Here is a 22,375-nt window from a genome sequence, read left to right as displayed (position 1 = left end):
CAATGTAAGGGTAATCACCGATCAAGAGAGAAAGAAGGATGGCAATTATGTCAACTAAACGTAAACCTCCAACACTTCAACAGAAGAAAGAAGAAGTAAACCGCAAAGCAATCCTGTGGATTAGCGCAAGTCTGGTCTTGCTGGTGCTTCTTATCATTGTTCTATTTATTGTAGCAGGCAATTAATTCAGCCAGTGGTAGACTTTGTTGGGGTTGGTCTGATTTCGAGGTGCTCCAGAGGGGAAACGGTCCTCCGGAACCAGCAGCTCCTCAGGCAAAACCCCTTTACTAATCTGCACCTTCGTTCCCCTGGGTACAAGTGCGAATAACTCCTCCACATCCTTACGGCTCATGCGGATACAGCCCAGCGACTCATCCTTGCCGATGCTTTCCGGTTCATTGGTGCCATGGATCGCATAATTGCTGTCCGAGAGCTGCATGCCCCGGCTCCCAAACTCCCCGTTATCATGACCATTCGGATTAACCACCTTATCCGTAATTATAAAAGCACCTTCAGGAGTCTTATCGCCGCCCAGCCCTACCGCATAGTTCCGAAGAATAACCGAGCCGCTGGTAACTGCCAGACGGTGATTTTGTTTATCCACAATAATAGTAAGAGATCCGGTGAAAAAAGGCATTTCCTGCGCCGTGTCTCCTGCTGCCCCAGCTCTGCCTCCAGTTCCGGCTCCTGCTTGCGCTTCCTGATTCAATTCACCGCCAGCTCCGCCCGCCGGCTGTTTGGACAAGGAATCAGCTGCCGAAGCACGCAGTGACGCGAATTTCTCCTTCATCAGCGGTGTAGCCGCGCCAAGCCAATTGCCGGGAAAAGCACCTGTCAGCTCTTTTAGTGATTGAGGCAGATTCCCTTTGCTGCTCTTATAAGCGCGCATTGCGCTCCATAATACTGCTAACTGCTCCTGCTGCTCCTGCCACTGCGCCGCCTGCTTCTGCAGCTCCCCGGAGTCCGGCGGCTGACATTCACAACGGGCCTGATCATAGGATTGGTAGACGGTTCGCCCGTTTTCATTCTTCACCACAGTTGCAGTAAGCGGCAGCTTCTTTTTCCATACCAGCCATTTCCCGGAACGCTCCATCCCCAGAATGGCAGTCATTACCGGACTCTTGCTCTGCACAATACCCGCAAACGCTTGACTAGAGGCGGCTGGATCTCCGGCAAGGGCTGTAAAAGCCAGCTTTGGCGGTTGATCACTCTGCGCTTCCTCCGTAACCGTCTCCTGGGCATCGGCAGCCAGCTGTGCAGGAATGTCCTCACCATCATCCAGCAGGGATTCCAGAGTGATGGCGGAGTCTGCTTCGGGTGATACCGCCGGAGGCAGGAACAATAACAGTAACATTACGAGAGCCACCAGCATCCTGCGCTTCCTCAGCTTGGACTGATGACGTTCATGCGCCACTTTCAGCAGCCCATCCTCATATTCGCGCAGCATATCCGCAGGGACCTTACTGTGTTCAAAAGCCTCATATACTTCTCCGGCCTGATTGAAGCAGTAATTAGCTTTCCCCTGCTGGCCGTTCTTATAGTATTCCTTACCAAGCAAGTACCATGCCATCTTGTTATCAGGATGCATTTGGACATATGCCTTAAGATGCTGCGAATTTTTCATCGGGGCCTCCGCGGGTGATTGATTCATATATTACTTATATCGGCCAGTTCATCAAAAAAAGACATCCCAGCCGAATTTTTGCCGGCGAAGGGATGTCTTTATGCAAGAAGAAACGGCTTTGCCGTCTTTATAAGAGAGGGTACCGTTTATTTTAAAATAAGGATCAAATATAAGTATAGGCCTTATATCTGATCCTTATGCTGTGAAGAACTAACCGCTTAGAAGATTAACCTTCTTTGTTGAAAGGTGCATCCGCAATTTTAATGGAATCCGTTGGGCATCCGTCAGCCGAATCCTGAAGATCATCGAACAGATCATCCGGAATCGCTGTGCATCCCCGGTTGCTGTCATTCTCATAAATCACTTCTGCCAAACCTTCGTCATCGTAATCAAAAATATCAGGAGCCGTTGCGCCACACGCACCGCAAGCGATGCAAGTGTCTTTTTCGACCCAAGTGTACTTAGCCATTTTATCTCTGCCTCCCGTTAAACAATACAGCCTGCAGTAGCAGCCTGTTATTTCAATCATATTAATATAAATAGAATACAATTTCAATGAATTTTCAACACGTTTACACAATTGCCGCATAATCTGCGGGTTGTTTCCCTATGCCCGGATTGAATGAATTCAGGCATGATCCGGATCTACACTCTGCAGATTGTCCTTCTGCAGCGAGGTGCCCCGCTCCTTATGATTGCGAAGGCGGGCGGAATGGCTGTCACTGAGCATCCCCGCGGTGAGAACGGCATTTTCACCGAATTTATTACGCAACATGTCCATAGTCTTATTCAAGGATTCCTTTTTCGGCTGGCGTTCATAATCAAACAAATCCAGCTGGATCACCGACTCCTCTTTAGCCGTAAGACCTTGCAGCGTTACTCCCAGCAGCCGCACAGGCTTCTCATTGTTCCAGTGGCGGGCAAACTGCTCACATACCGCCTTGTAGATATCTTCAGCGCTTTCGGTGGGAGCCTCAAGCTGGCGGGATCGGGTGATAGTCTTCATATCAGGTGTACGGATCGTGAGCTGCACTCCTGCAGCAACCAAGCCTTGCTTCCTTAATCGGCGGGCCACCTGGTCGCTGAGGTTGAGCAGAATCGGCCTGGCTTCAGCCAGCCCGACCACATCTCTCGGCAGCGTCGTCGTATGGCCGATCGACTTGCTCTGTTCCCGTTCCGGATTCACTATGCCATGATCAATACCGTTTCCCGCCCGCTTCAGCCAGGAGCCCATGACACCGAAATGGTCTACCAGAAATTTCTCGTCGGCTGCCGCCAGCTGGCCTATAGTGTAGATCCCTAGTTTACGCAGCTTCTCAGCCGTTTTTCCGCCGATACCGAACATCTCCCCGCATGGCTTGTTCCATAGAATCTCCGGCACATCACGCAGACGCAGGACGGTGATACCATTGGGCTTTTTCAGATCCGATGCGATCTTAGCCAGCAGCTTGTTAGGGGCAATACCAATGGAGCAGGGAAGCCCGAGCTCCTCCATAATCCGCCGCTGTATGGCTTCAGCAATCTCCAGAGGAGTACCAAACTGCCGGGAACCGGTGATGTCCAGGTAACATTCATCAATCGAGACTGCTTCAAGCAGCGGAGTATAGCTATACGCAATCTGCATAAATGCATTGGAGTACTTCCGGTACAGGTTAAAGTCCGGTTTAATCAAAATTAATGAAGGATAAATCCGCAGCGCTTTCTGTACCTGCATACCTGTAGAGATTCCATACTTCCGCGCCGCATAGGAACAGGTGACGATAATCCCTCTGCGCAGCTCCACACTGCCTGCAACTGCCGTCGGTTTGCCTTTATATTGAGCAGGATCTTCCGCCTCATGCACAGAGCAGTAAAAAGCGTTCATATCCACATGCAGAATGACCCTGCCGCTCGTCGGGTAATACTGATCCACGTTCTGCACAATATCTACCTTCTTATCTTCATGGTTCCATTGTTAAATTCAGCATACCTCTTTCGCCGGCGGAAGGTCAACCAAGCAGCAGCCTCCTGTAAAGTTCTTTGTTACATTCCCGCGTAAAAATGCTATAATATAAAAATTATTTACCCTATACGTATGCTTTCGAAGCCAGTTTTGCACGATGCTGTTCTTTGAAGCCATGCTCACAAAACTTTTAGGAGGACTCTTATGTCTAAGTCCATTTCCATCTTCGATACGACACTGCGCGACGGCACCCAAGGCGAGGGCATCAGTCTGTCGGCAGATGACAAGCTGAAGATTGCTAAGAAACTCGATGATCTGGGTGTGCATTATATTGAAGGTGGCATCCCGGGGAGCAATAATAAAGACATTGAGTTTTTCAAAAGAGTCAAGGAACTGTACCTGAATGCCAAAATTACCGCATTCGGCAGCACTCGCCGCAAAAACTCCCTTGCTGAGCATGACGAGAATCTGCAAAGAATGATTGACGCAGGAGTGCCTGCGGCTACTCTAGTCGGAAAGTCATGGGATTTTCATGTGCATACCGCACTGCAGACTACCTTAGAAGAGAATCTTGCCATGATCGGTGATTCCATTGCTTATCTCAAACATAAAGGTCTCGAGGTCATCTTCGATGCCGAGCATTTCTTCGACGGCTTCAAGAACAATCCGGAGTATGCCACTGCTGTGCTTGCCAAGGCCCGGGAAGCCGGAGCAGACTGGCTCGTGATGTGCGATACGAACGGCGGCACACTCCCTAATGAAGTTTATGACATCGTGTCAGCAATGTCGGGGCAACTGTCCGGCGCGCCACTTGGCATCCACACCCATAACGACTGCGAACTTGCAGTTGCCAATACACTAAGTGCAATTAGTGCCGGTGCCCGCCAGGTGCAGGGTACTATTAACGGCTACGGTGAACGCTGCGGCAATGCCAACTTATGCTCTATTATTCCAACACTTCAACTTAAAATGGGTTATCAGTGTATACCTGGGGATTCACTCCCGCAGCTGACCAACACTGCCAGATATATCAGTGAAGTAGCCAACGTAAATATGCCGGTGAATCAACCATACGTCGGAACCGCCGCTTTTGCCCATAAAGGGGGCATTCATGTTTCAGCCATCCTGCGTGATTCACGCACCTACGAGCATATTGCACCGGAATTGGTCGGCAATAAACAGCGTGTACTAGTCTCCGAGCTTGCTGGCCAGAGTAATGTCCTGTCCAAAGCGCTGGATATGGGGCTAAGCCTCGATCCTACCAGCGAGCAGGCTCGCAAGGTCATTGACAAGATCAAAGACCTTGAACATCAGGGGTACCAATTCGAAGGTGCAGATGCCTCGCTTGAGCTGCTGCTGCGGGAAGCAACCGGGGAACTTAATGAGCTGTTCACTTTCGAATCCTTCAAAATGCTTGTTGAAAAAAATGCCGGCCAGCCTGTTGTCTCCGAAGCCTTTGTTAAACTTCGTGTCGGCGGAGACAGTCTGTATACAGCCGCTGAAGGCAATGGACCTGTCAATGCACTCGATAATGCATTGCGCAAAGCGCTGCAGACCTATTTCCCTCAGCTCGATGAAATGCATCTCTCCGACTATAAGGTGCGGGTACTCGATGAGCAGGATCAGACCGCCGCGAAGGTACGGGTCTTGATTGAATCCAAAGACTTCAATCATACATGGAGCACGGTCGGGGTATCCAGCAACGTGATCGAAGCGAGCTGGGAAGCCTTGGTTGATAGTATGCGTTATGCTCTGCTTGGTCAGATCTCACTGGAAAATCAACAAAAGAACAGCAACGAACCTAAGGGATTAGTTAATCACTAGTGACCGTTCCACCTAACAGGCATAGCACAAACAAAGCCCCTTTGCAGACAGGACCTCCTATCCGCAAAGGGGCTTTACATAGATGCCCGTACTCTTACGAGCCGGTAAGCGCAATAATTTTCTTTTCCAATTCCTCGGCCGTAAGAGCACCAAGGATCACCTCGGAAATGACTCCATTTTTGTCAATCAACACATTGGTTGGAAACACCTGGCCTTGATATTTGTCAAACACTTTACCTTTACTATCAAACATCACCGGAAAGGCGAGCATATATTTCCTGATGAACCGTTCCGCGTTCGGCTTATAGTCCTGGCTCGTTACGTTGATTCCGTAAATATCCAGAACATCCTTATATTTAAGCGCCATTTTATTCAGTTCAGGTGCCTCCAGCTGGCAGGGTTCGCACCACGAAGCCCAGAAGTTCACAATAAGCGCCTTCTGCCTGGGACCGCCCACTTTATACACATTCCCGGTACTGTCCTCCAGAGAGAACGCAGGCGCTGGCAGACCCGCACTTGCACTGCTTGCGGACGCAGACGCCTGCTGCTGAATGACAGGAACCGCCTCCGGCTCCGTCTTAAAGCGGTGCTCTATTGCAAGCACAACCAGAAATACAATCAGGGCCACAACCGTTAGATTACGTTTATTAACAGCTCTCATCAGTATGTCTGTTCCTTTACAATGGGATGGGTTGCTCCTATTGTACCCTCAATGCAGGCAGTTTCAAACCATCTGTAAAATAAAAAAAGAGGATCCCGTCGAAGACGGAATCCCATGAAGAGAGAGGGGTAAATACTTGACAGCATACCAGGGAACAACCCCGCCGATAAGGCTGGATTCCTCCGTTCAGCTCATGCTGGGGAAGCACTTGCTGACCTGCTTTCCGCATGAAGCATGCGGATTACTGCTGGGCACTGCCGCAGCGGGTGGCATGCTCATCAGCGGCTATGTGCCGATGAGCAACGTAGCGCCTGACCCGCTGCATGCATTTGTTCCCGACCCGCGGGAATGGGTCAAAGGGCTTTACAGCGACCCGGCTCCCATAGGCCTGTTCCATTCCCATCCAAACTCACCGCCCTGGCCATCCGCCGCCGACCTGCAGGGTCTGGCTTCCTTGGGTCCGCAGTTCAACGTTTATCTGATCGGCTCCCCCGGCAAAGATGACTCTGAGCTTCCGGTACTAAATGGTTTCATTATTGACCGGCAGCGTGGAAATGACGGCAGCCTAAGCCAGCAATTACTGCATACCCAGCTCTACGCTCTGCTCAAGTAAGCATAAAGATCCCCCAGCGTCTCCACCTGGCGTTTCTGCGAAATTTCCCGGAGATAGGACACCCATAAACGGGCAGTCATCTTAGCATCCTCCAAGGCGTTATGCCGACCTTCGATAGGGATTTCATGAACCGCAAGCAGCTCATCCAAGGTATAATTGCTGCGGTGCGGCTCCAGCCAGCGGGCCAGCATCATCGTGTCCAGTACCCTGTGGGTAAGCTGTACCTTTGAAGTTTTCCATAGTGCAGCGTTTAAAAAGGCTTTGTCATGCGCACTCCCATGTGCCACAAGCACACGCTGGCCTACAAACGACATGAAATTATGAAGGCCGTCGATCAATGAAGGCGCGGATGATGTCATCTCCTCGGAAATTCCCGTAAGTCTGGTAATATTGTCCGGTATCGAGGTCTGGCAATTCACGAGTGTGTAAAAGCACTCATCTTCTTTGATTTCTTCACCGACCACTCGGATTGCTCCAAAGGACATAATTTCATCGCCATGCTGATGGGAGAACCCGGTAGTTTCCAGATCGAATATGACCGTCTCCAGTTCGGAAAGCGGGGTATGCAGTACTTCAGGTCGCCGCTTCTCGCGCATGAGTGATCGGATAAAGGCCATTTGCTGTGCGGTTTGCTGTGCCGATTCCCCGCCTCTCATCGATGCAATGGCGGAGGGCATTCCGCCTTGCCTCAGATTATTCCAGAATCCTCCGCCTTTGTTTGGCTCCTTCATGACTGCCTCCTTTCCGCTGACCGGAGCTGACGCTGCAGAGCCCTGTGTAAGCGTCTGACCAGCAGCAGACTTTCACGCAGCTCGGACAGGAGCTGCTTATTCTTCAAAGCATTGCCGGAAATATAGTCACTGCTCGACAACATACCATCACGTTCAACGAAAGGAGTGTTCACCCGCATCCGCAACGCCGTCAAAAAAGCCCGCCGGATATTTTCAAGATGCTCGTATTTGTCCAGTTCACTAAGCTTTTCAATTCTTTTGAGCGTAGAACTATCCTCAATTCCGTGCAATAGCGCTAAATGTCTGACAATATTGACAAGCGGGATATAGACACCATATTTAATATCAAATCCCCCGGCATTATCACCGAATCGTTCTGTGAGAACCTGTCCAAGCAGGTTAAGTGTTGCTTTGTGACGTACGGTATTGCGCAGAACCGCAGTACTCAATTTCTCGTTGTCCACAAAGCCGGCATGAAAGGCTTCCCTCCATTCAGCCGACAGTTCAGCACTTCCCGCTACATGTCTCATATCAGAAGCGATAATTAGATACCTTATCGGTTCCCATTCCATCTGGCCCATCCAGCTCTTCAGCTGCACTTTCCATTCCGGAAGTGTCTTGCTCCATAACGGCTCTGAGCACATTACCTTTCCTTCACATTTTTCAAAGCCCACTTCTTCAAGGACATCGGACAACATCCCGCCAAAAGTGGTGAAATAATCATTCTTATCGTCATCCGGTTCTCCTTCTACAATCAGGCCGTTATCCTGGTCGCTCCAGAGCGTAGCCTCCTGCCTGCCAGCGCTGCCAAATACAATAAAGGAATAGGCGCAGGGAGGCAGGCCGTAGCCCGCCTCCTTCATCTGCGCCTCACAAATGTTTACCGCCGTCTTAGCAATCATATCGTGCATCGCGTTGACACGGAACATCCATTCCTCAATTGGAATAACGTTCAACTGCTCCAGAAGTACTTGCTGGCAGGCCGTGCGCCTGCGCTTAAGTTCCTGCGGCGAACCGGCCGTTGCGATGGACAAGTATCGCTTATCTTCGTTCCATTCTGTCAATTCCATCGAAGCCAATCGGTCCGCCCCCCGTCAGTAATGTTATCAGTTATTTTCGGGTTTTGGATTCCGATTCTGCAATCAGTTTCATTTGCTCAGGATAACCGTAAGTACCATGCTCACTGATATCCAGCCCCATCAATTCTTCCTCTTCTGTAACACGCAGGCCAATAACCAGCTTGATTACATACAGAATGATAAAGGACATAACGGCCACGAAAACGAAGGTACCGGCTACACCAAGCGCCTGAACGCCGAGCTGGTGGAATCCGCCATCGTAGAACAGACCAGCTTTACCTACTAGTGCACCTTTTTCAATCAGATCCGGATCTGCGAAGAGACCAGTGGACAATGCGCCCCACATCCCGGCAATACCGTGTACAGAGAATGCATAAATCGGATCATCAAGACCAGCGCGTTCCAGCCATTGCGAGGTCATGAATGTGAATGCACCTGCAACCAGACCGATGATGATAGCTGCCCAAGGCTGTACATATGCACAGGCACCTGTGATGGCAACAAGCGCAGCCAGTACGCCGTTCAGCATAGCCGGAATGTCAGACTTACCAAAGTACAGCCAGGAAGCAATCAATGCAGCCAGCCCCCCAGCAGCCGCGGCAATGTTAGTTGTCAGGGCTACGTGTCCGAAGAACCCGCCCATTGGGGACAAAGCACTACCCGGGTTAAATCCGAACCAGCCAAACCAGAGGATGATTACACCGAGTACGGTGAACACTTGGTTGTGGCCTGGAATAATAACCGGTTTACCTTCTTTGTTGAACTTGCCTAGACGAGGTTTAAGCAAGATTGTAGCAACAACCGCTGCCGTTGCACCTGTAAGATGGACTACTGTGGAACCTGCATAATCCTGCATGCTCAGTTCCGCCAACCAGCCGCCGCCCCATACCCAGTGAGCTACGACAGGATAGATAACTACAGAGAACAGAATACCGAAGATAATGTATACGCTCAGCTTAGCACGTTCAGCCATACCACCAGATACGATAGCCAGGGAAACTGCTGCAAAAGCCATTTGGAACAGGAATTTAACGTTAAGGGTTACATCGGAGAATCCGAGGGCATTATCGAAGGATGCAGCTTGTGTATCCCCACCGTACCAGAAGCCTGTAGTTCCGAAGAAGCTGTTGCCGTTACCAAAGCCTAGACCGAAGCCTAGTGCCCAGAAACATAAACAAGCAATTGCCAGTGTCAGTACCGTTTTACCGGCAACGTGACCGGCGTTCTTCATCCGGACCGAACCGGCTTCAAGCATTGCAAACCCAGCTTGCATAAAGAATACTAAGATAAATGCCAGAAACGTAAACGCCGTATCCAGACCGATCTGTAAATCCGGTGTTGCCGGTCCATCAGCAGCAAAGGCACTGACAGGGTAGATCATCAGCGTGACCATGGCCAGAAACATCATCAACATCTTTTTCTTCATCTTAACCCCACTCCCCAATGTTATATTTTCTAACAAAGCGTGAAACTCTTAATGTCATTATAATCAGAAGTCAGGTAAATTGACAAGACTATTTTTTTGAATGCATTTAATTTATTTAGAACGAAGATGAATTCTACACTATTTGACCATATTTACACATTAATGCTGATGAATGAAGGATTTTCGCCCAATCTATAGGCCACTCCTCTGCAAACGGATACAATCACTTCACCTTCTTTAATGTATTTTTATTAGCTCTTCGGCTTAAACATGCTCCTCTATGTTAAATAATCTAATCCTTTCTTTCTAATAAAGTGAGAAACCAATATAAATTAACAACAGCTACCATTTTTCATGATGACAAGTCCGTCAAAAAGTGATTACCATCTATGAACATCACATGAGATGTTATATTCATTTCCTATACACGCTTCATCCTTCCCTTTCGCCCTCCAACTCGCACAGGGTTCATCGGAACCCTGAAAGAATTTGTATCTCTATGCTCTCTGCAGAATCTATCCGCCCCGCTTTGCATATACATAAAGTAAGTATGACGTTTGACTGTACGGTTCGTCATTTGGTATCATTTGATATAGAAGCATTTAGTCAAATAATTGCTGTCATTCGAGCTGAATGAATTCGCAAGCGAGGTGAAATAGCATGGGGATATGATCCTATACCGGATTGGAGAACTTGCCAAGGCTGCTAATATTAGTGAACGAACCATTGATTACTATACAAAACTGGGGCTTATCGCTCCGGAATCAAGAAGCATGAAGAATTACCGGCTGTACAGCCATGAAACTTTAATCGCCTTGGAACGTATTAATCAACTTAAGCAAGAGAAATATACATTGGAAGAAATTAAATCCATGATGAACAAATGGAATACAGCTACTCCTGAAACTGATGTTTCGGACAAACTTGTCCTGCTGGAGCTTCAGATGCAGCGTTTGGAACGTGAAGTGAAAGCACTGGAACCGATGATCAGCGGTTTAAAGCCAGTACAAGCCAAGCGTGCACTTGCCGCTCTGATTCCGCAAGGTGTTGCCTGCATGGAAGCGATCCGGCTTCTGCTGACCCAGGGGCCGCCAATGTAACTTAACTCACTTACATTACTTGGAGGAATGAAAGATGGCTTTAATGTATCTATTAGTAATTATTGCATTTCTATTTTCGTTGTGGGCCCAGTTCCGGGTAAAGGGCAATTTTAATAAATGGGCTAAAGTGGCCAACATGAACGGTTTAACCGGATATGAAGCAGCACGGCGCATGCTCGATGCCAATGGTCTGTATGACGTTCCCATCGAACCGGTCCGCGGAACATTATCCGACCATTATGATCCGATCCACCGGGTTGTCCGCCTCTCCGAGCCAGTCTATTACGAAAGCTCTATTGCGGCCGTCTCCGTGGCCTGCCACGAGATCGGTCATGCCATCCAGCATAAAGAACATTATCCGATGCTGGCACTCCGCCACCGGATGTTCCCGGTCGTTAATTTCGCTTCCGGCGTAGCCCCTTTCATGCTGCTTGCAGGTTTTCTGTTTAGCTCCATGAATCTGGTGGGTCTGGGGATTATCTTCTTCTCCGCCGCTGTAGCATTCCAGCTGGTAACACTTCCGGTTGAATTTAACGCCAGCAGCCGCGCCCGCCAGGTCATGGTCGAACAAGGCTTCATCCGTAACGAGGAAGAGCGCGGTGTGGCTAAGGTGCTGAATGCAGCTGCCTTGACTTATGTTGCGGCAGCTTTGGTATCGCTGCTTGAGCTTCTGCGCTTGATCATGATGTTCCTTGGCAACCGCGACTAAGCTCATTTCCAGCTTTCGCGCATTACGGAATAAACAATACCCCGGAAGGCTACGAGCCTACCGGGGTATTATTGTTTTTGTCTTTGAAATAAGTGAGCAGGAACGTAAGGAAGGATCTGGCTACCAGCGGCAGCTTCCCTTCACTGCGGTGAATGATACCCACGGTGCGGGTTATCGTCGGCTCCACCACCCTCACCTGGGCCGGCTGCATCGGGTTCGTCTGATACAGTGCCGTTTCCGGAAGCAGGCTTACCCCCATTCCCGCAGCCACCAGCCCGCGGATCGTGTCCGTCTCTCCGCCCTCAAAGGCAATCTGCGGTTTAAACCCCGCCTGAACACAGGCTTGCCATACGATTGGCCTTAAGGAATATCCTTGGCTAAACAATACGAATTTATCATCACGCAGCTGTTCCAGGCGGATTACCGCTTCGCCAGCAAGCGGATGATGCTGCGGCAGAATCGCGAATAGCTCCTCGGTCATCACGATATCTCCGGCGACATGACCATCATTTTCCGGAAAAGGAGATATGAACGCCAGATCTACCTCGCCCGATATCACATCTTTGATCAAAGAAGAGTAAGTCCCTTGTTTGAAGCGGAATCTGACATTAGGATACAAGCGCCGGAATTCCGCTACAATAGAAGGAATCAGATGAGTGCCTAGGCTGTGCGGAAAGCCGATACGGATTTCACCGAGCTCCGGATCCAAAAATTCATGCACCTCAGCCACCGAACGCTCCAAATCCTTCAGCAGCGACTCTACCCGCTTACAAAAAAGCTGCCCAACGGGGGTAAGCTGCAGATTTCGGCCCTTTTGCATAAACAAGTCCACCCCAAGCTCCTGCTCCAGCTGATGAATCTGGCGGCTTACCGCTGATTGGGCTACATGCAGCTCTTCTGCCGCTCTGGTGACATGCTCTTTTTGGGCAACCTTCAAAAAATACTGCAGCTGTCTTAGCTCCACTTCCCCACCCTCTCCTATCTTCTGCGTCTTTTGAAAATACGGATAATCAGACCGTACAGGAAAAATCCGGCCACCAAACCGCCCAAATGGGCGATCCAATTAATATTCGGCGTAGCAAAAGACATTATAATCCCCACGACTAACAGCCCGTAGAGTGTTTTACGCGAGCCTTCATCCATCATCCCCCGCTGTATCGCGGCAATATATAAAAACGCACCATAGATAGCATAAATCGCCCCTGAAGCGCCGACAGAAACTGTGGCCGTGTACGGTTCAGGCGTGCCGCCCAGTGCAACCGAAAGAATATTAGCCAGAAAACCGCCGATCACATAGAGGATTGCATACCGCCACCAGCCCAGCAGGCGCTCCAGCGGAGGAGCAAATACTAGCAGCGAGAAGCTGTTAAAGAACAAGTGGGCAAACCCGTTATGCAAAAAGGTCGCAGCAAAATAGCGCCAAAGTTCTTCCTTCTCCGGGCCGTTGTCCACAACAGCTCCGAACTTCACAAGTGTATCCAGGTTGGTTGAACCGCCGTTCAGTGACACAATGACAAACATCAGTACATTCGCCAACAGCAGAATAACCGTTACCGGATAATACCGCAGATAGCTTTTCCAATTCTCATAACGTATAAAGATCATCGCACCCATCCTTTATGTATGTTGTCCGTTGGACTTTATCCTTCTAAAAAGATTATAATTTATTCTGGCAGTAACAATCCAATAATGCAATTCAAGGAGGAAACAAGAACATGACGCAAGAAAGAACAGGCGTAGCCACATTTAAAGGCAACCCGATCACTCTCGTGGGTCCTAAGCTGCAGGCCGGAGATGCCGCACCGGATTTCGTGGTAAGCAAGAACCTGCTGGAGGATAGCTCCCTCAGTGATTACGCCGGCAAAATTAAGCTGATCAGTGTTGTACCTTCCCTGGATACAGGCGTATGCGATGCCCAGACCCGCCGTTTCAACAGCGAAGCTGCAGAGCTCGGTGACGATGTGGTCATCCTCACCATCAGCACGGACCTGCCATTCGCCCAAGCCCGCTGGTGCGGCGCTGCCGGCATTGACCGGGTTATTACCCTCTCGGATCACAAAGAAGCGGCATTCGGACAAGCTTATGGCGTGCTGATCAAGGAATTCCGCCTGGATATGCGCTCCATCTTCGTCGTCGACAAAAACGACAAACTAGCTTACGTGGAGTACCTGAGTGAGATGGCCGAGCATCCGAATTATGAAGCTGCCATCGCTGCCGTGAAGGAATTACTGTAATCACCTCAGCGCTCATTTTGACACATAACCATACTGTTATCTATAAAAAAAGCGGCAGAAGGTCATCCTTCTCCCGCTTTTTGCTATAGGCAACCTTATTTATTATTGTTTTTGTACAGTCTCAGCATTATCCGAAACCGCATACAATCTCTGAACAATGAAGTCCGGTCTAAACTTATTCGGTCTTGTATTTGCCCAGCTTCTTATCAAGCGACTCGAAGAGACGCTGAATGACGCGGTAATTGGCACCCAGATCGCCAAGCGATCCTCTGGAGGCAGAGTACATATCCACACCACAACGCACCGGCGAGGTGTTCAGGACCGATACGGTAATATCCAGCGTACGGCCGAATGCCGTTCTTTTCTCCAGGGTAATCTCCCCTACAGATTGCACTTCATGAAGCACCTTGAAACCAGGAACCTTCTTCAGCGTAGACGATACTTCATCCCACGCCTTGTCTCTAGAAAGATTGTAGTAACGCGTCTTTAAGGCCGGGTCTTTTGCACGGTCGCTTGTTCCGTCATGACTGCGGAATAAACCGACCAAGGTTCTTTTGAGCGACAAAATTTTTCCCCCTCTTCAAATCCCAAGTTCATTATTATCAGTGTAACATTCTTATCCCAGGAACAAAAGAGCATAGCTCACTTTCCTGACCTTCTATGTAGTAAGAGCAGCATCACATACCCTCTCAAAGAAGCAAAAAACCACAAACAAAAAGGTACCCCGTCCCCGCGGATAAGCGGGATACAGGGCACCTTGTCAAAATCAGTAGAAAACCCGCTTATGCCGTCCGGCTACAGTGTCTTCTGAACCTGCTATAGCAGGTGGGTGACCGCAGAAGTCGTTTTTGAATTCCCCAAGTCGTATAGACAGGGCTGTTCAGCCGCGCTTCGTAATAAGTCTCCCAAGACATTATCATTGGTTCAAAACAACGAGCAACCGTAACGTACATCGCAGGATTTATAACTATTATATTGCGTTTTGACGAAAAAGTAAACCTGTATGCGCTTTAATTAACACTGGAATAATATTCTCGTCTCTTTTGCCGAAGATTGTTTAGAACATGTTAAATCCGCTTAGACTCTTTATCTGTGTCGTTAACATCGTCCATTTCATCATCGTCATCTTCATCATCGTCATCGTCGTTCATGAGCCGTTCCGCTGCTTCTCTTTCCGCAGCCTCTTGCGCTTCCAGCTCCTCCTGCTTCTTCTTCTCCACCTGCAGCTGCAGTTTGTTATACGTGGCGTAGAAGTTGAAGAAGGCGAACATAGCGATTAAGGTAGGAATACATATTGCGTATAATACCGGGTACCGCAGACCTATATAAACAAGCACCGCTGCACCGATTAGTGTAGAGAACACTCGGATCGGCCGGGCGATCGTCAACAGTACAGAGTTAGTCACTACTTCTTTGAAGGTCATTTGATAATGAACAACAATGGAGAAGAAATTAAACATGGAGACGAACAAAATAATCATCAGCACCAGCATCAGGATCCCTACGATCTTGAAGTTGGCCATTTGTGTCATGTATACGGTCACATCGACGTACATCACAACAAACAGCACGGTATAGATGAGTCCCCCAAGCATGCTCTTGAAATAATTCTCTTTGTACCCCTGAAAAAAAGTACGGAACGTGCTGACATCCGTATTCCCCATAACCCACTTGCGTACAACTGTGAACAGTGCTGCCGTAGCAGGAAACACAGTGAACGGAGCCAGAATCCCCAGCGTCCAGTTCAGTGTAATCTGTTCATTCGGTCCACCTGCACCCGAACCTAGCATAATCATTTTCATAACTGCCATAAACAGAAATGGAACCGAACACACCGCCCATAAAATATTACTAAAAGCGATCCGTGAAATCCATTCCGTGATGCGGTATAAACCGCCCATAGCTCCCTTAAACTCCAATTCCCTTCCTCCTGTCTGTCTCGCGCATACTGCGTATCTTAACTATACCTTTTTGCCCGGAACTTTTCCAGCGCCCAATCCCAGGAATCTGGGTTAGAGTCTAATCATCCCGTCCGATTCGTCCATATATTAGGATCGTAACCTTAAATTCCACCCTATTCTAAAGGAGGTTGACCTCATGTCTTCACCTGTCGGCTACGGCCTCTGGACTTCTACTGGCACCATTCTCGTATTGTTCATTCTGCTCGTAATCATCACCCGTACTTTTGTGGTCTAACAACCGGAGCTTCTAACACTTCTCTTCATATCCGCACAAAAAAAGAAGACGAGAGCCGCTAAACGGTCTCTCGTCTTCTTCTGTATTGCCAAAGCCTGCTGCTTAGATATCGTAATCTTCGCGTTTAGCTGGACGTGTGCTTGTGCTGCTTGGACGTGCCTGCGGCTTGCGGTCTGCGCTGCCATCACGGTTGCCTTTGTAGCCGCCAGTGCTGCTATTGCCGCCGTAGCCGCTGCTGTAACCACCGCGGGTGCTTCCGCCGGTGCTGCTGTCACGGTTACCTTTATAGCCGCCGCCATAACTGCTGCCGCCGTCACGGTTGCCGCGGTAGCCGCCGCTGCTGCCGGTTCCGGAGCCGGTACGGTTACCGCCATAGCCGCCGCTAGGCTTGCGTCCGCTGCGGATATCATTCTTGCCGCCGCGGCGTTTAGCACGGATCGGATCTTCCGGTGTCAATTCAACCTGTGCATCCTTGGTATCGCCGGTAAGGAGCTTCATGGCTGCGGAGAGCAGCTGCACAGAATCATATTGTTCCAAGAGCTGAATTGCAATACCCTTGTATTCGTTCAGTTCTCCATCTTCAACCATTGCCAGCAGGCGTTCTGCCGTAATGCGTTGCTTACCTTCAATAGCTTCAGCCATAGTAGGCAGTGGTTTACGGGTGATCCGGTGGCGTGTAACACGCTCAATCAGATGCAGGTGATCCATTTCGCGAGGTGTCACGAAGGACCAGGCTGTACCTTCTTTACCCGCGCGGCCGGTACGGCCGATACGGTGTACATAGCTTTCCGGATCCTGCGGAAGGTCAAAGTTGATAACATGCGTTACGCCGGATACGTCGAGTCCACGTGCTGCTACGTCAGTCGCAACCAGAACGTCGATGCTGCCATCGCGGAACTTGCGCATTACCGCATCACGCTGGTTCTGGGACAAGTCACCATGCAATCCGTCAGCAGAGTAACCGCGTTTCTGCAAACCTTCAGCAAGTTCGTCAACCCGGCGCTTGGTGCGGCCGAAGACGATAGCCAGATCAGGGGATTCCATATCAATCAGACGGCTTAGTGCTTCAAACTTCTGGCGCTCAGGCACTTCAATGTAAGCCTGATCGATCAGCGGTGCACTGATCTGCTTAGGAATTACGGAAACATGCTGCGGGTTCTTCAGGAACTGCTGGGCAAGGCGTTGAATGTTAGGAGGCATTGTAGCTGAGAACAGCATGGTTTGACGTTCTTCCGGAACAAGCTTGAGGATGGATTGGATATCTTCCATAAAGCCCATATCCAGCATTTCATCAGCTTCATCCAGCACGATGGTCTGAACATCATCGAGACGGATGGTCTTGCGGTTGATGTGGTCAAGCAAACGGCCAGGAGTACCAATAATAATTTGCGGTTTTTTCTTCAGTCCGCGGATTTGACGGCCGATATCCTGTCCGCCGTAAATTGCCAGCGAACGAAGTCCTTTGAAGCGGGTCAGTTTGCCGATTTCTTCTGCAACCTGAATGGCCAGCTCACGGGTTGGCGTCATAATAAGCGCCAGGATCTTTTCATCTTCACGGGCGATTTTGGAAATAAGAGGAATACCGAAAGCAGCTGTTTTACCAGTACCCGTCTGGGCCTGACCGATCATGTCTGCTCCTGTCAGTGCGATTGGAATCGCCTGCTCCTGAATCGGTGTTGCTTCCTCAAATCCTAGCTCTGTGATTGCTTGTAGCACTTTTGGCTCCAAGCCGAATTCTGCGAATGTTTTCAAATTATTCATGCTCCTTCTATACAGTGGACATTCCACATGCTTGTCTGTATTCTTAAGTAGCGGTAAACACATTTATAGGCTGTCCAATCATGCCGTAATTTCTGCATGGTTTACGCGTATTGGGACGAAAAGATGTCCTAAGATCAGGTCTTTAAAGGCCTGAACAATTGTAGCTTCACATCCGAAGCAATGCAAAAATACCATTGTAACGTTCTACTCAAGAATATCCTATACATTATATCACAAACCCAATTAGGAATACCAGTGTATTCCTTTCTTTCATTACTTACATTAGAAGTCAGAGGTGAACATGCTTGTTAAGACTAAGACAAATCGGGAATTACCTTGCCGTCATCTTCGGTTCTGCGATGATTGCATGCGGCTTTAATCTGTTTTTGGTACCCCACCGGCTGCTCAGCGGCGGGGTTTCCGGACTGGCTATGTTAGTGGGATATTTCACCCCGTTTAACATCAGTCTGATGTATCTGCTCTTTAATGTGCCGCTGCTGGTAGCCGGCTGGTTTCAGCTGGGACGCAGATTCATTATCCTCAGTATCCTGTCCGTAGTTAGTACTACCTGGCTGATGGCGCTGATTCCAACTGTGACTGTAGCTTCGGATATGCTGCTGGCTTCCGTTTTCGGGGGTGTGCTTGTAGGCGTTGGTGCGGGTATCTCCTTCCGTATGGGCGGATCCTCCGGCGGTTTTGATATCCTTGGTTCCATCATTACCCGTTACCGCGACTTTCCAATCGGGAGCGTACTGGTCGGTTTGAATGGTCTCGTCATTTTGGCCGCAGCTTATTTTGACAACAACTGGAACCTGGCGCTTGCCTCCATGATTTCTATTTATGTCAGCGGCAAGGTTGTTGACCTGATCCATGTCAGCCATATCAAGGTCACTGTATATATTGTAACAACGCGGACCGAAGAGCTGCTGGAGCAGCTTCTCCCGCTGCAGCGTGGCGTGACCAAGATCAAAACAGAAGGTGCTTATTCGCATGTTGAACGGGACATGCTAATGACTGTGACAACACGTTACGAACTCGCAGAGCTCAAACGTATCATCAAAACAAGTGATCCCCAGGCCTTTGTGAATATCGTGGAAACGGTCGGTGTAATGGGTTCTTTCCGCAAAAGATCAAATTGAAAGAAATGCGCATACTTTAAAATTGTGATATATTAGACTCACGCAGGACCTAACAATTTCATGAAGATTGTGCTTTACCCCTCTTTTTTCCAGGCACTTCGTTTTACGGATGTACCCTGAATTTAAAGTTCAGTACCATTCGAAAAAGGAAAGGGTGATTTTTGTGGAAATGGAAACGGTAAAATTGTCAGCAATCGTCATGAGGTGGTATCCCGACATGATGCCCTTTCTCAAGCAGAACGAACTGAATTCCGTAATCGTGCTGCGCGACGGTCTGAGTATTCTGGAACCGGCGGATGCCATGGATATCATCCATTACAGCATTTGCGAGCATCAGAATCCTGCGTATCTTCAATAAGCAAAACCGCTTGATGGCAAGTCTTTATAGTTGCCGCTTTGAGTCCGGCCCCGTGCCGCTCTAAGCGGCATTTACTTTTTATTATGAGGGTTTAAAATCTGTGCATCCCGTTTAAAAACACAGGGAACGGTAAATTTTACTGAACCCAAAAATTACAGGGATTGTTACAAGTCTGTTCTTTTTGGAAGCAGCCGTTCCATTATACTTTAAAGGAATGTACATAAAGGGAGAGAAAACACAATGAATATCACCTGGGCATTACTCATGATGGCTCTGGGGAGTGTCGGTGTCCAGCATAACGGGCACGACACCGATGTGGCAGCCGCCCTGCAGTCCGCTGTCAATCCACCCATCACCGCAGAGCACACCGGATCACCTACACAGAACGCCACAGGCGGCACTTCATCACCCGCTCCTTCTCCAAGCACTACGCCCGGAGCTGCGGACAGCGCAATTCTGACGGACCCTCAGCCGGAGGCTCCAAAAGTTAAAGGAATCTATGTAACAGCTTACAGTGCCGGCGGCTCACGGATGGAACAGCTGCTAGCCCTGCTTGACAAGACTGAGCTGAATTCCATGGTCATCGATATCAAGGACGATGCCGGATATATCACATATAAAACGGATAACGCGGAGCTTCAGCAAATGGGCAAACCCCAGAACTTCATCGGCGACATCAACAAGCTTATGACACGCTTAAATAAACATGAAGTTTATCCGATCGCGCGGATCGTTGTGTTCAAAGATTCGGTGCTGGCTAAGAAAAACCCGGAATTATCCTTTGTAAATACTGACGGCAGTGTCTGGAAGAACAAAGGCGGAGACAGTTTCGTGAATCCTTATAATGAAGCGGTATGGAAATACAATGTGGACATCGCTAAGGAAGCGGTCAAACTCGGCTTCAAAGAAATTCAGTTTGACTATGTACGCTTCCCTGAGGGCTTCGAAAAACGAGCGGATACTCTGAAATACACGAAGAGTAATAGACCTCGTGTCGAGATTATTGCTGATTTCGTCAAATATGCCAAAGCTGAGCTTGCTCCGCTTGGGGTCAGAGTATCCGTTGATATTTTTGGCTATGCGGCTTCTGTACCCGCTGCGGAAGGAATCGGCCAGGATTTCGTGAAGATCTCCAAGAATGTGGATGTAATCAGCCCGATGGTGTATCCAAGCCACTATTCCACTGGCTGGTTTGATGTAAAAGATCCGGATAAAGACCCGTATGCTACGATCAAGGGCTCCATGGTGGATACACATAAGAAGCTCGACCCGCTGGGCAGCTACAAACCGGTTATCCGGCCCTGGATTCAGGATTTTACCGCCAGCTGGCTGGGAAGCGGTCATTATGTGAAATACGGCAAACAACAGGTTGAAGACCAGATTCGTGCCCTAAAGGATGAGAATGTGGATGAATACCTGCTCTGGAATGCAAACAACCGTTATACCTCAGGTGTAGATTACGAACAATAAAGCATACAGCCATTATTCAGTATTCATTTTAACTATTTATCAAATCAATTTATGGATTAAGGACCCGGCGTCTGCCGGGTCTTTTACTGGGGATATAAATCATTTCAAATTATAGATAACGAGGCATTTATCAATGAAACAAACGCATTCGCTCAAACAAAAGGCTGGACAGTTTCTTCATATCCTTTTTCCGATTCTAATCACACAAATTGCTTTATCCGCCATTACTTTCTTTGACACCAACATGTCCGGTAAATTCGGTACCAATGATCTGGCCGGTGTTGCGATCGGTACCAGCCTGTGGATTCCGATTCAAACCGGTCTTAGCGGTATTCTGATGGGTATTACCCCCATCGTCTCCCATCTGCTCGGCAGCAAAAAAAATAAAGATGTGGCCTACCAGGTTACCCAGGGCATGTGGCTTTCCCTATTCATTTCTGTTCTCGTGCTGGCCATTGGCAGCCTGATTCTGTCTCCGGTGCTGAATTTCATGAATTTAGAGCCGCAGGTACGTGACATTGCTTTCCGGTTCCTTTGTGCGATTTCGTTCGGTATAATTCCGCTATTCGGCTATACGGTGCTGCGCAGCTGTATCGATGCCCTGGGCCAGACCCGCATCTCGATGCTGATTACCTTAATCGCCCTTCCGGTCAATGTCGGTCTGAACTATTTACTGATTTTCGGGAATTTCGGCTTTCCCCGGCTCGGCGGTGTAGGCGCAGGGGTCGCCTCTGCGATTACCTACTGGGTGATTTTTGGAATTGCCCTGACCTTCATTTACCGGTTTGAACCGTTCAAGAGCCTGCAGCTGTTCCGCAAGTTCTACTCCGTATCGTTATCCAGCTTTAAAGAGCTGCTTAAGATTGGCGTACCTATCGGTTTTTCCATCTTTTTTGAGACAGCTGTATTCTCGGCGGTGACGCTGCTGATGAGCCGCTTCGATACGGTGACGATCGCAGCCCATCAGGCGGCAATCAACTTTGCGTCCACGCTGTACATGATTCCGCTGAGTATTTGCATGAGTCTAACGATTCTCGTCGGCTTTGAGAGCGGATCAGGCAGATTGAAGGATGCCCGCCAGTACAGCATCATGGGTATCGGCTCTGCGGCGGCACTTTCGCTTTTGACAGCTCTGGTCCTGCTGTTCGCCGGCAATTCTGTTGCGGGATTGTACTCGGACGAACCTGAGGTGATTACACTCATTCAGCATTTCCTGATCTATGCAATCTTTTTCCAAATCTCCGATGCGATTGCAACACCTACCCAAGGGGTGCTCAGAGGGTATAAGGATGTCAATCCGGCGTTTATCATCTGCTTCGCGGCATACTGGGTTATTGGACTCCCTACCGGCTATCTGCTGGCTACCTATACGGATATGGGTGCTTACGGTTACTGGGTCGGACTGATTACCGGCCTGGCCATCGGAGCGATCCTGCTTCTCTCACGGCTGGTTAAGGTTCAGCGGAGCTTTACTGTTCAGTCCGTTGATACAATATCCGGATAATTAC

At 49.1% G+C, this 22,375-nt stretch carries 23 protein-coding genes and 1 other RNA gene; 11 read left to right on the top strand and 13 right to left on the bottom strand.

Annotation, left to right across the window (positions count from 1 at the left end; translation table 11 throughout):
• Positions 1 to 47: 47 nt before the first annotated feature.
• A complete protein-coding gene (locus QU597_RS10895) occupies positions 48 to 185 on the top strand; it encodes a hypothetical protein (RefSeq protein WP_167347608.1) in 138 nt (45 codons plus the stop codon).
• Here QU597_RS10895 and QU597_RS10890 read toward each other — a convergent pair.
• From QU597_RS10890 to QU597_RS10880, 3 genes are all read right to left on the bottom strand, one after another.
• The gene (locus QU597_RS10890) at positions 182 to 1,624 is read right to left on the bottom strand and encodes a L,D-transpeptidase (RefSeq protein WP_310832653.1); all 1,443 of its coding nucleotides are present in this window, start codon (positions 1,622 to 1,624) and stop codon (positions 182 to 184) included. The genes QU597_RS10895 and QU597_RS10890 overlap by 4 nt on opposite strands.
• Before the next feature lie 226 nt (positions 1,625 to 1,850).
• Positions 1,851 to 2,093: a ferredoxin gene (locus tag QU597_RS10885; RefSeq protein WP_054940037.1), complete on the bottom strand. Its 243-nt coding sequence runs from the start codon at positions 2,091 to 2,093 to the stop codon at positions 1,851 to 1,853.
• A gap of 159 nt (positions 2,094 to 2,252) precedes the next feature.
• Positions 2,253 to 3,545: a DNA polymerase IV gene (locus QU597_RS10880; protein ID WP_310832652.1), complete on the bottom strand. Its 1,293-nt coding sequence runs from the start codon at positions 3,543 to 3,545 to the stop codon at positions 2,253 to 2,255.
• Positions 3,546 to 3,770: 225 nt separating this feature from the next.
• Between QU597_RS10880 and cimA the strand changes: the two genes are divergently transcribed.
• Positions 3,771 to 5,390: a citramalate synthase gene (cimA, locus tag QU597_RS10875; RefSeq protein ID WP_310832651.1), complete on the top strand. Its 1,620-nt coding sequence runs from the start codon at positions 3,771 to 3,773 to the stop codon at positions 5,388 to 5,390.
• A 94-nt stretch (positions 5,391 to 5,484) separates the two neighbouring features.
• On the opposite strand, the gene QU597_RS10870 is transcribed toward cimA, so the two are convergent.
• Positions 5,485 to 6,051: a TlpA family protein disulfide reductase gene (locus QU597_RS10870; protein WP_310832649.1), complete on the bottom strand. Its 567-nt coding sequence runs from the start codon at positions 6,049 to 6,051 to the stop codon at positions 5,485 to 5,487.
• Between the two features lie 136 nt (positions 6,052 to 6,187).
• Between QU597_RS10870 and QU597_RS10865 the strand changes: the two genes are divergently transcribed.
• The gene (locus QU597_RS10865) at positions 6,188 to 6,664 is read left to right on the top strand and encodes a M67 family metallopeptidase (protein WP_310832648.1); all 477 of its coding nucleotides are present in this window, start codon (positions 6,188 to 6,190) and stop codon (positions 6,662 to 6,664) included.
• On the opposite strand, the gene QU597_RS10860 is transcribed toward QU597_RS10865, so the two are convergent.
• The 3 genes from QU597_RS10860 to QU597_RS10850 are packed head-to-tail and all read right to left on the bottom strand — an operon-like array spanning position 6,646 to position 9,900.
• Positions 6,646 to 7,395, bottom strand: a complete 750-nt coding sequence (locus QU597_RS10860; RefSeq protein WP_206104271.1) for an exonuclease domain-containing protein — start codon at positions 7,393 to 7,395, stop codon at positions 6,646 to 6,648. The two genes, QU597_RS10865 and QU597_RS10860, sit on opposite strands and share 19 nt — an antisense overlap.
• Entirely contained in the window at positions 7,392 to 8,465 is a 1,074-nt protein-coding gene (locus QU597_RS10855) for a DUF294 nucleotidyltransferase-like domain-containing protein (RefSeq protein WP_310833277.1), read from the bottom strand. The genes QU597_RS10860 and QU597_RS10855 overlap by 4 nt, the downstream gene beginning before the upstream one ends.
• A gap of 40 nt (positions 8,466 to 8,505) precedes the next feature.
• Entirely contained in the window at positions 8,506 to 9,900 is a 1,395-nt protein-coding gene (locus QU597_RS10850; protein ID WP_310832647.1) for an ammonium transporter, read from the bottom strand.
• Positions 9,901 to 10,568: 668 nt separating this feature from the next.
• Between QU597_RS10850 and QU597_RS10845 the strand changes: the two genes are divergently transcribed.
• Positions 10,569 to 11,000: a MerR family transcriptional regulator gene (locus QU597_RS10845; protein WP_310832646.1), complete on the top strand. Its 432-nt coding sequence runs from the start codon at positions 10,569 to 10,571 to the stop codon at positions 10,998 to 11,000.
• A 34-nt stretch (positions 11,001 to 11,034) separates the two neighbouring features.
• Complete coding sequence (locus QU597_RS10840; RefSeq protein WP_310832645.1) at positions 11,035 to 11,709, top strand: zinc metallopeptidase; 675 nt, start codon at positions 11,035 to 11,037, stop codon at positions 11,707 to 11,709.
• A 49-nt stretch (positions 11,710 to 11,758) separates the two neighbouring features.
• On the opposite strand, the gene gltC is transcribed toward QU597_RS10840, so the two are convergent.
• Complete coding sequence (gene gltC / locus QU597_RS10835; RefSeq protein WP_310832644.1) at positions 11,759 to 12,673, bottom strand: glutamate biosynthesis transcriptional regulator GltC; 915 nt, start codon at positions 12,671 to 12,673, stop codon at positions 11,759 to 11,761.
• Positions 12,674 to 12,687: 14 nt separating this feature from the next.
• A complete protein-coding gene (locus QU597_RS10830) occupies positions 12,688 to 13,314 on the bottom strand; it encodes a rhomboid family intramembrane serine protease (RefSeq protein WP_310832643.1) in 627 nt (208 codons plus the stop codon).
• A 110-nt stretch (positions 13,315 to 13,424) separates the two neighbouring features.
• Here QU597_RS10830 and tpx point away from each other — a divergent pair, with 110 nt between their 5' ends.
• Entirely contained in the window at positions 13,425 to 13,943 is a 519-nt protein-coding gene (tpx, locus tag QU597_RS10825; RefSeq protein ID WP_310832642.1) for a thiol peroxidase, read from the top strand.
• Positions 13,944 to 14,118: 175 nt separating this feature from the next.
• Here tpx and QU597_RS10820 read toward each other — a convergent pair whose 3' ends face one another.
• From QU597_RS10820 to QU597_RS10810, 3 genes are all read right to left on the bottom strand, one after another.
• Positions 14,119 to 14,508, bottom strand: a complete 390-nt coding sequence (locus QU597_RS10820) for a DUF1499 domain-containing protein (protein WP_310832641.1) — start codon at positions 14,506 to 14,508, stop codon at positions 14,119 to 14,121.
• Positions 14,509 to 14,714: 206 nt separating this feature from the next.
• Positions 14,715 to 14,907: non-coding RNA, 6S RNA (gene ssrS, locus QU597_RS10815), on the bottom strand.
• Positions 14,908 to 15,010: 103 nt separating this feature from the next.
• Positions 15,011 to 15,862 (bottom strand): YesL family protein, encoded by an 852-nt coding sequence (locus tag QU597_RS10810; RefSeq protein ID WP_310832640.1) that lies wholly within the window; start codon positions 15,860 to 15,862, stop codon positions 15,011 to 15,013.
• A 178-nt stretch (positions 15,863 to 16,040) separates the two neighbouring features.
• Between QU597_RS10810 and QU597_RS10805 the strand changes: the two genes are divergently transcribed.
• Positions 16,041 to 16,139 carry a YjcZ family sporulation protein gene (locus QU597_RS10805; RefSeq protein ID WP_310832639.1) on the top strand — a complete coding sequence of 33 codons (99 nt, stop codon included), beginning with the start codon at positions 16,041 to 16,043 and terminating at the stop codon, positions 16,137 to 16,139.
• Positions 16,140 to 16,241: 102 nt separating this feature from the next.
• Here the strand turns inward: QU597_RS10805 and cshA are convergent, their stop codons facing one another.
• Positions 16,242 to 17,891: a degradosome RNA helicase CshA gene (gene cshA, locus QU597_RS10800; protein ID WP_310832638.1), complete on the bottom strand. Its 1,650-nt coding sequence runs from the start codon at positions 17,889 to 17,891 to the stop codon at positions 16,242 to 16,244.
• A gap of 314 nt (positions 17,892 to 18,205) precedes the next feature.
• On the opposite strand from cshA, the gene QU597_RS10795 reads away from it, so the two are divergent.
• The 4 genes from QU597_RS10795 to QU597_RS10780 all read left to right on the top strand — a co-directional run bounded on the left by QU597_RS10795 (position 18,206) and on the right by QU597_RS10780 (position 22,371).
• Positions 18,206 to 19,039, top strand: a complete 834-nt coding sequence (locus QU597_RS10795; RefSeq protein WP_369698842.1) for a YitT family protein — start codon at positions 18,206 to 18,208, stop codon at positions 19,037 to 19,039.
• A 169-nt stretch (positions 19,040 to 19,208) separates the two neighbouring features.
• The gene (locus QU597_RS10790) at positions 19,209 to 19,397 is read left to right on the top strand and encodes a hypothetical protein (RefSeq protein ID WP_187388763.1); all 189 of its coding nucleotides are present in this window, start codon (positions 19,209 to 19,211) and stop codon (positions 19,395 to 19,397) included.
• A 240-nt stretch (positions 19,398 to 19,637) separates the two neighbouring features.
• On the top strand, positions 19,638 to 20,867 hold the full coding sequence (locus tag QU597_RS10785; RefSeq protein WP_310832637.1) for a putative glycoside hydrolase: 1,230 nt from the start codon (positions 19,638 to 19,640) through the stop codon (positions 20,865 to 20,867).
• A 133-nt stretch (positions 20,868 to 21,000) separates the two neighbouring features.
• Entirely contained in the window at positions 21,001 to 22,371 is a 1,371-nt protein-coding gene (locus QU597_RS10780; RefSeq protein WP_310832636.1) for an MATE family efflux transporter, read from the top strand.
• The last annotated feature ends 4 nt before the right edge of the window (positions 22,372 to 22,375 follow it).

Source organism: Paenibacillus pedocola, assembly GCF_031599675.1.
In the GTDB taxonomy this organism is placed as follows: Bacteria; Bacillota; Bacilli; order Paenibacillales; family Paenibacillaceae; genus Paenibacillus_AQ; species Paenibacillus_AQ pedocola.
This window is presented reverse-complemented; position numbering and strand designations above follow the sequence as displayed.

Excerpts from the sequence above, each read along its gene's own strand:
- QU597_RS10895 (WP_167347608.1), top strand. The coding sequence starts at position 48 with ATGTCAACTAAACGTAAACCTCCAACACTTCAACAGAAGAAAGAAGAA.
- cimA (WP_310832651.1), top strand. The coding sequence starts at position 3,771 with ATGTCTAAGTCCATTTCCATCTTCGATACGACACTGCGCGACGGCACC.
- QU597_RS10860 (WP_206104271.1), bottom strand. The coding sequence starts at position 7,395 with ATGAAGGAGCCAAACAAAGGCGGAGGATTCTGGAATAATCTGAGGCAA.
- QU597_RS10890 (WP_310832653.1), bottom strand. The coding sequence starts at position 1,624 with ATGAAAAATTCGCAGCATCTTAAGGCATATGTCCAAATGCATCCTGAT.
- QU597_RS10780 (WP_310832636.1), top strand. The coding sequence starts at position 21,001 with ATGAAACAAACGCATTCGCTCAAACAAAAGGCTGGACAGTTTCTTCAT.
- QU597_RS10805 (WP_310832639.1), top strand. The coding sequence starts at position 16,041 with ATGTCTTCACCTGTCGGCTACGGCCTCTGGACTTCTACTGGCACCATT.
- QU597_RS10845 (WP_310832646.1), top strand. The coding sequence starts at position 10,569 with ATGATCCTATACCGGATTGGAGAACTTGCCAAGGCTGCTAATATTAGT.
- QU597_RS10855 (WP_310833277.1), bottom strand. The coding sequence starts at position 8,465 with ATGGAATTGACAGAATGGAACGAAGATAAGCGATACTTGTCCATCGCA.
- QU597_RS10850 (WP_310832647.1), bottom strand. The coding sequence starts at position 9,900 with ATGAAGAAAAAGATGTTGATGATGTTTCTGGCCATGGTCACGCTGATG.
- QU597_RS10870 (WP_310832649.1), bottom strand. The coding sequence starts at position 6,051 with ATGAGAGCTGTTAATAAACGTAATCTAACGGTTGTGGCCCTGATTGTA.
- QU597_RS10840 (WP_310832645.1), top strand. The coding sequence starts at position 11,035 with ATGGCTTTAATGTATCTATTAGTAATTATTGCATTTCTATTTTCGTTG.
- QU597_RS10785 (WP_310832637.1), top strand. The coding sequence starts at position 19,638 with ATGAATATCACCTGGGCATTACTCATGATGGCTCTGGGGAGTGTCGGT.
- QU597_RS10885 (WP_054940037.1), bottom strand. The coding sequence starts at position 2,093 with ATGGCTAAGTACACTTGGGTCGAAAAAGACACTTGCATCGCTTGCGGT.
- QU597_RS10830 (WP_310832643.1), bottom strand. The coding sequence starts at position 13,314 with ATGATCTTTATACGTTATGAGAATTGGAAAAGCTATCTGCGGTATTAT.
- tpx (WP_310832642.1), top strand. The coding sequence starts at position 13,425 with ATGACGCAAGAAAGAACAGGCGTAGCCACATTTAAAGGCAACCCGATC.
- QU597_RS10790 (WP_187388763.1), top strand. The coding sequence starts at position 19,209 with ATGGAAACGGTAAAATTGTCAGCAATCGTCATGAGGTGGTATCCCGAC.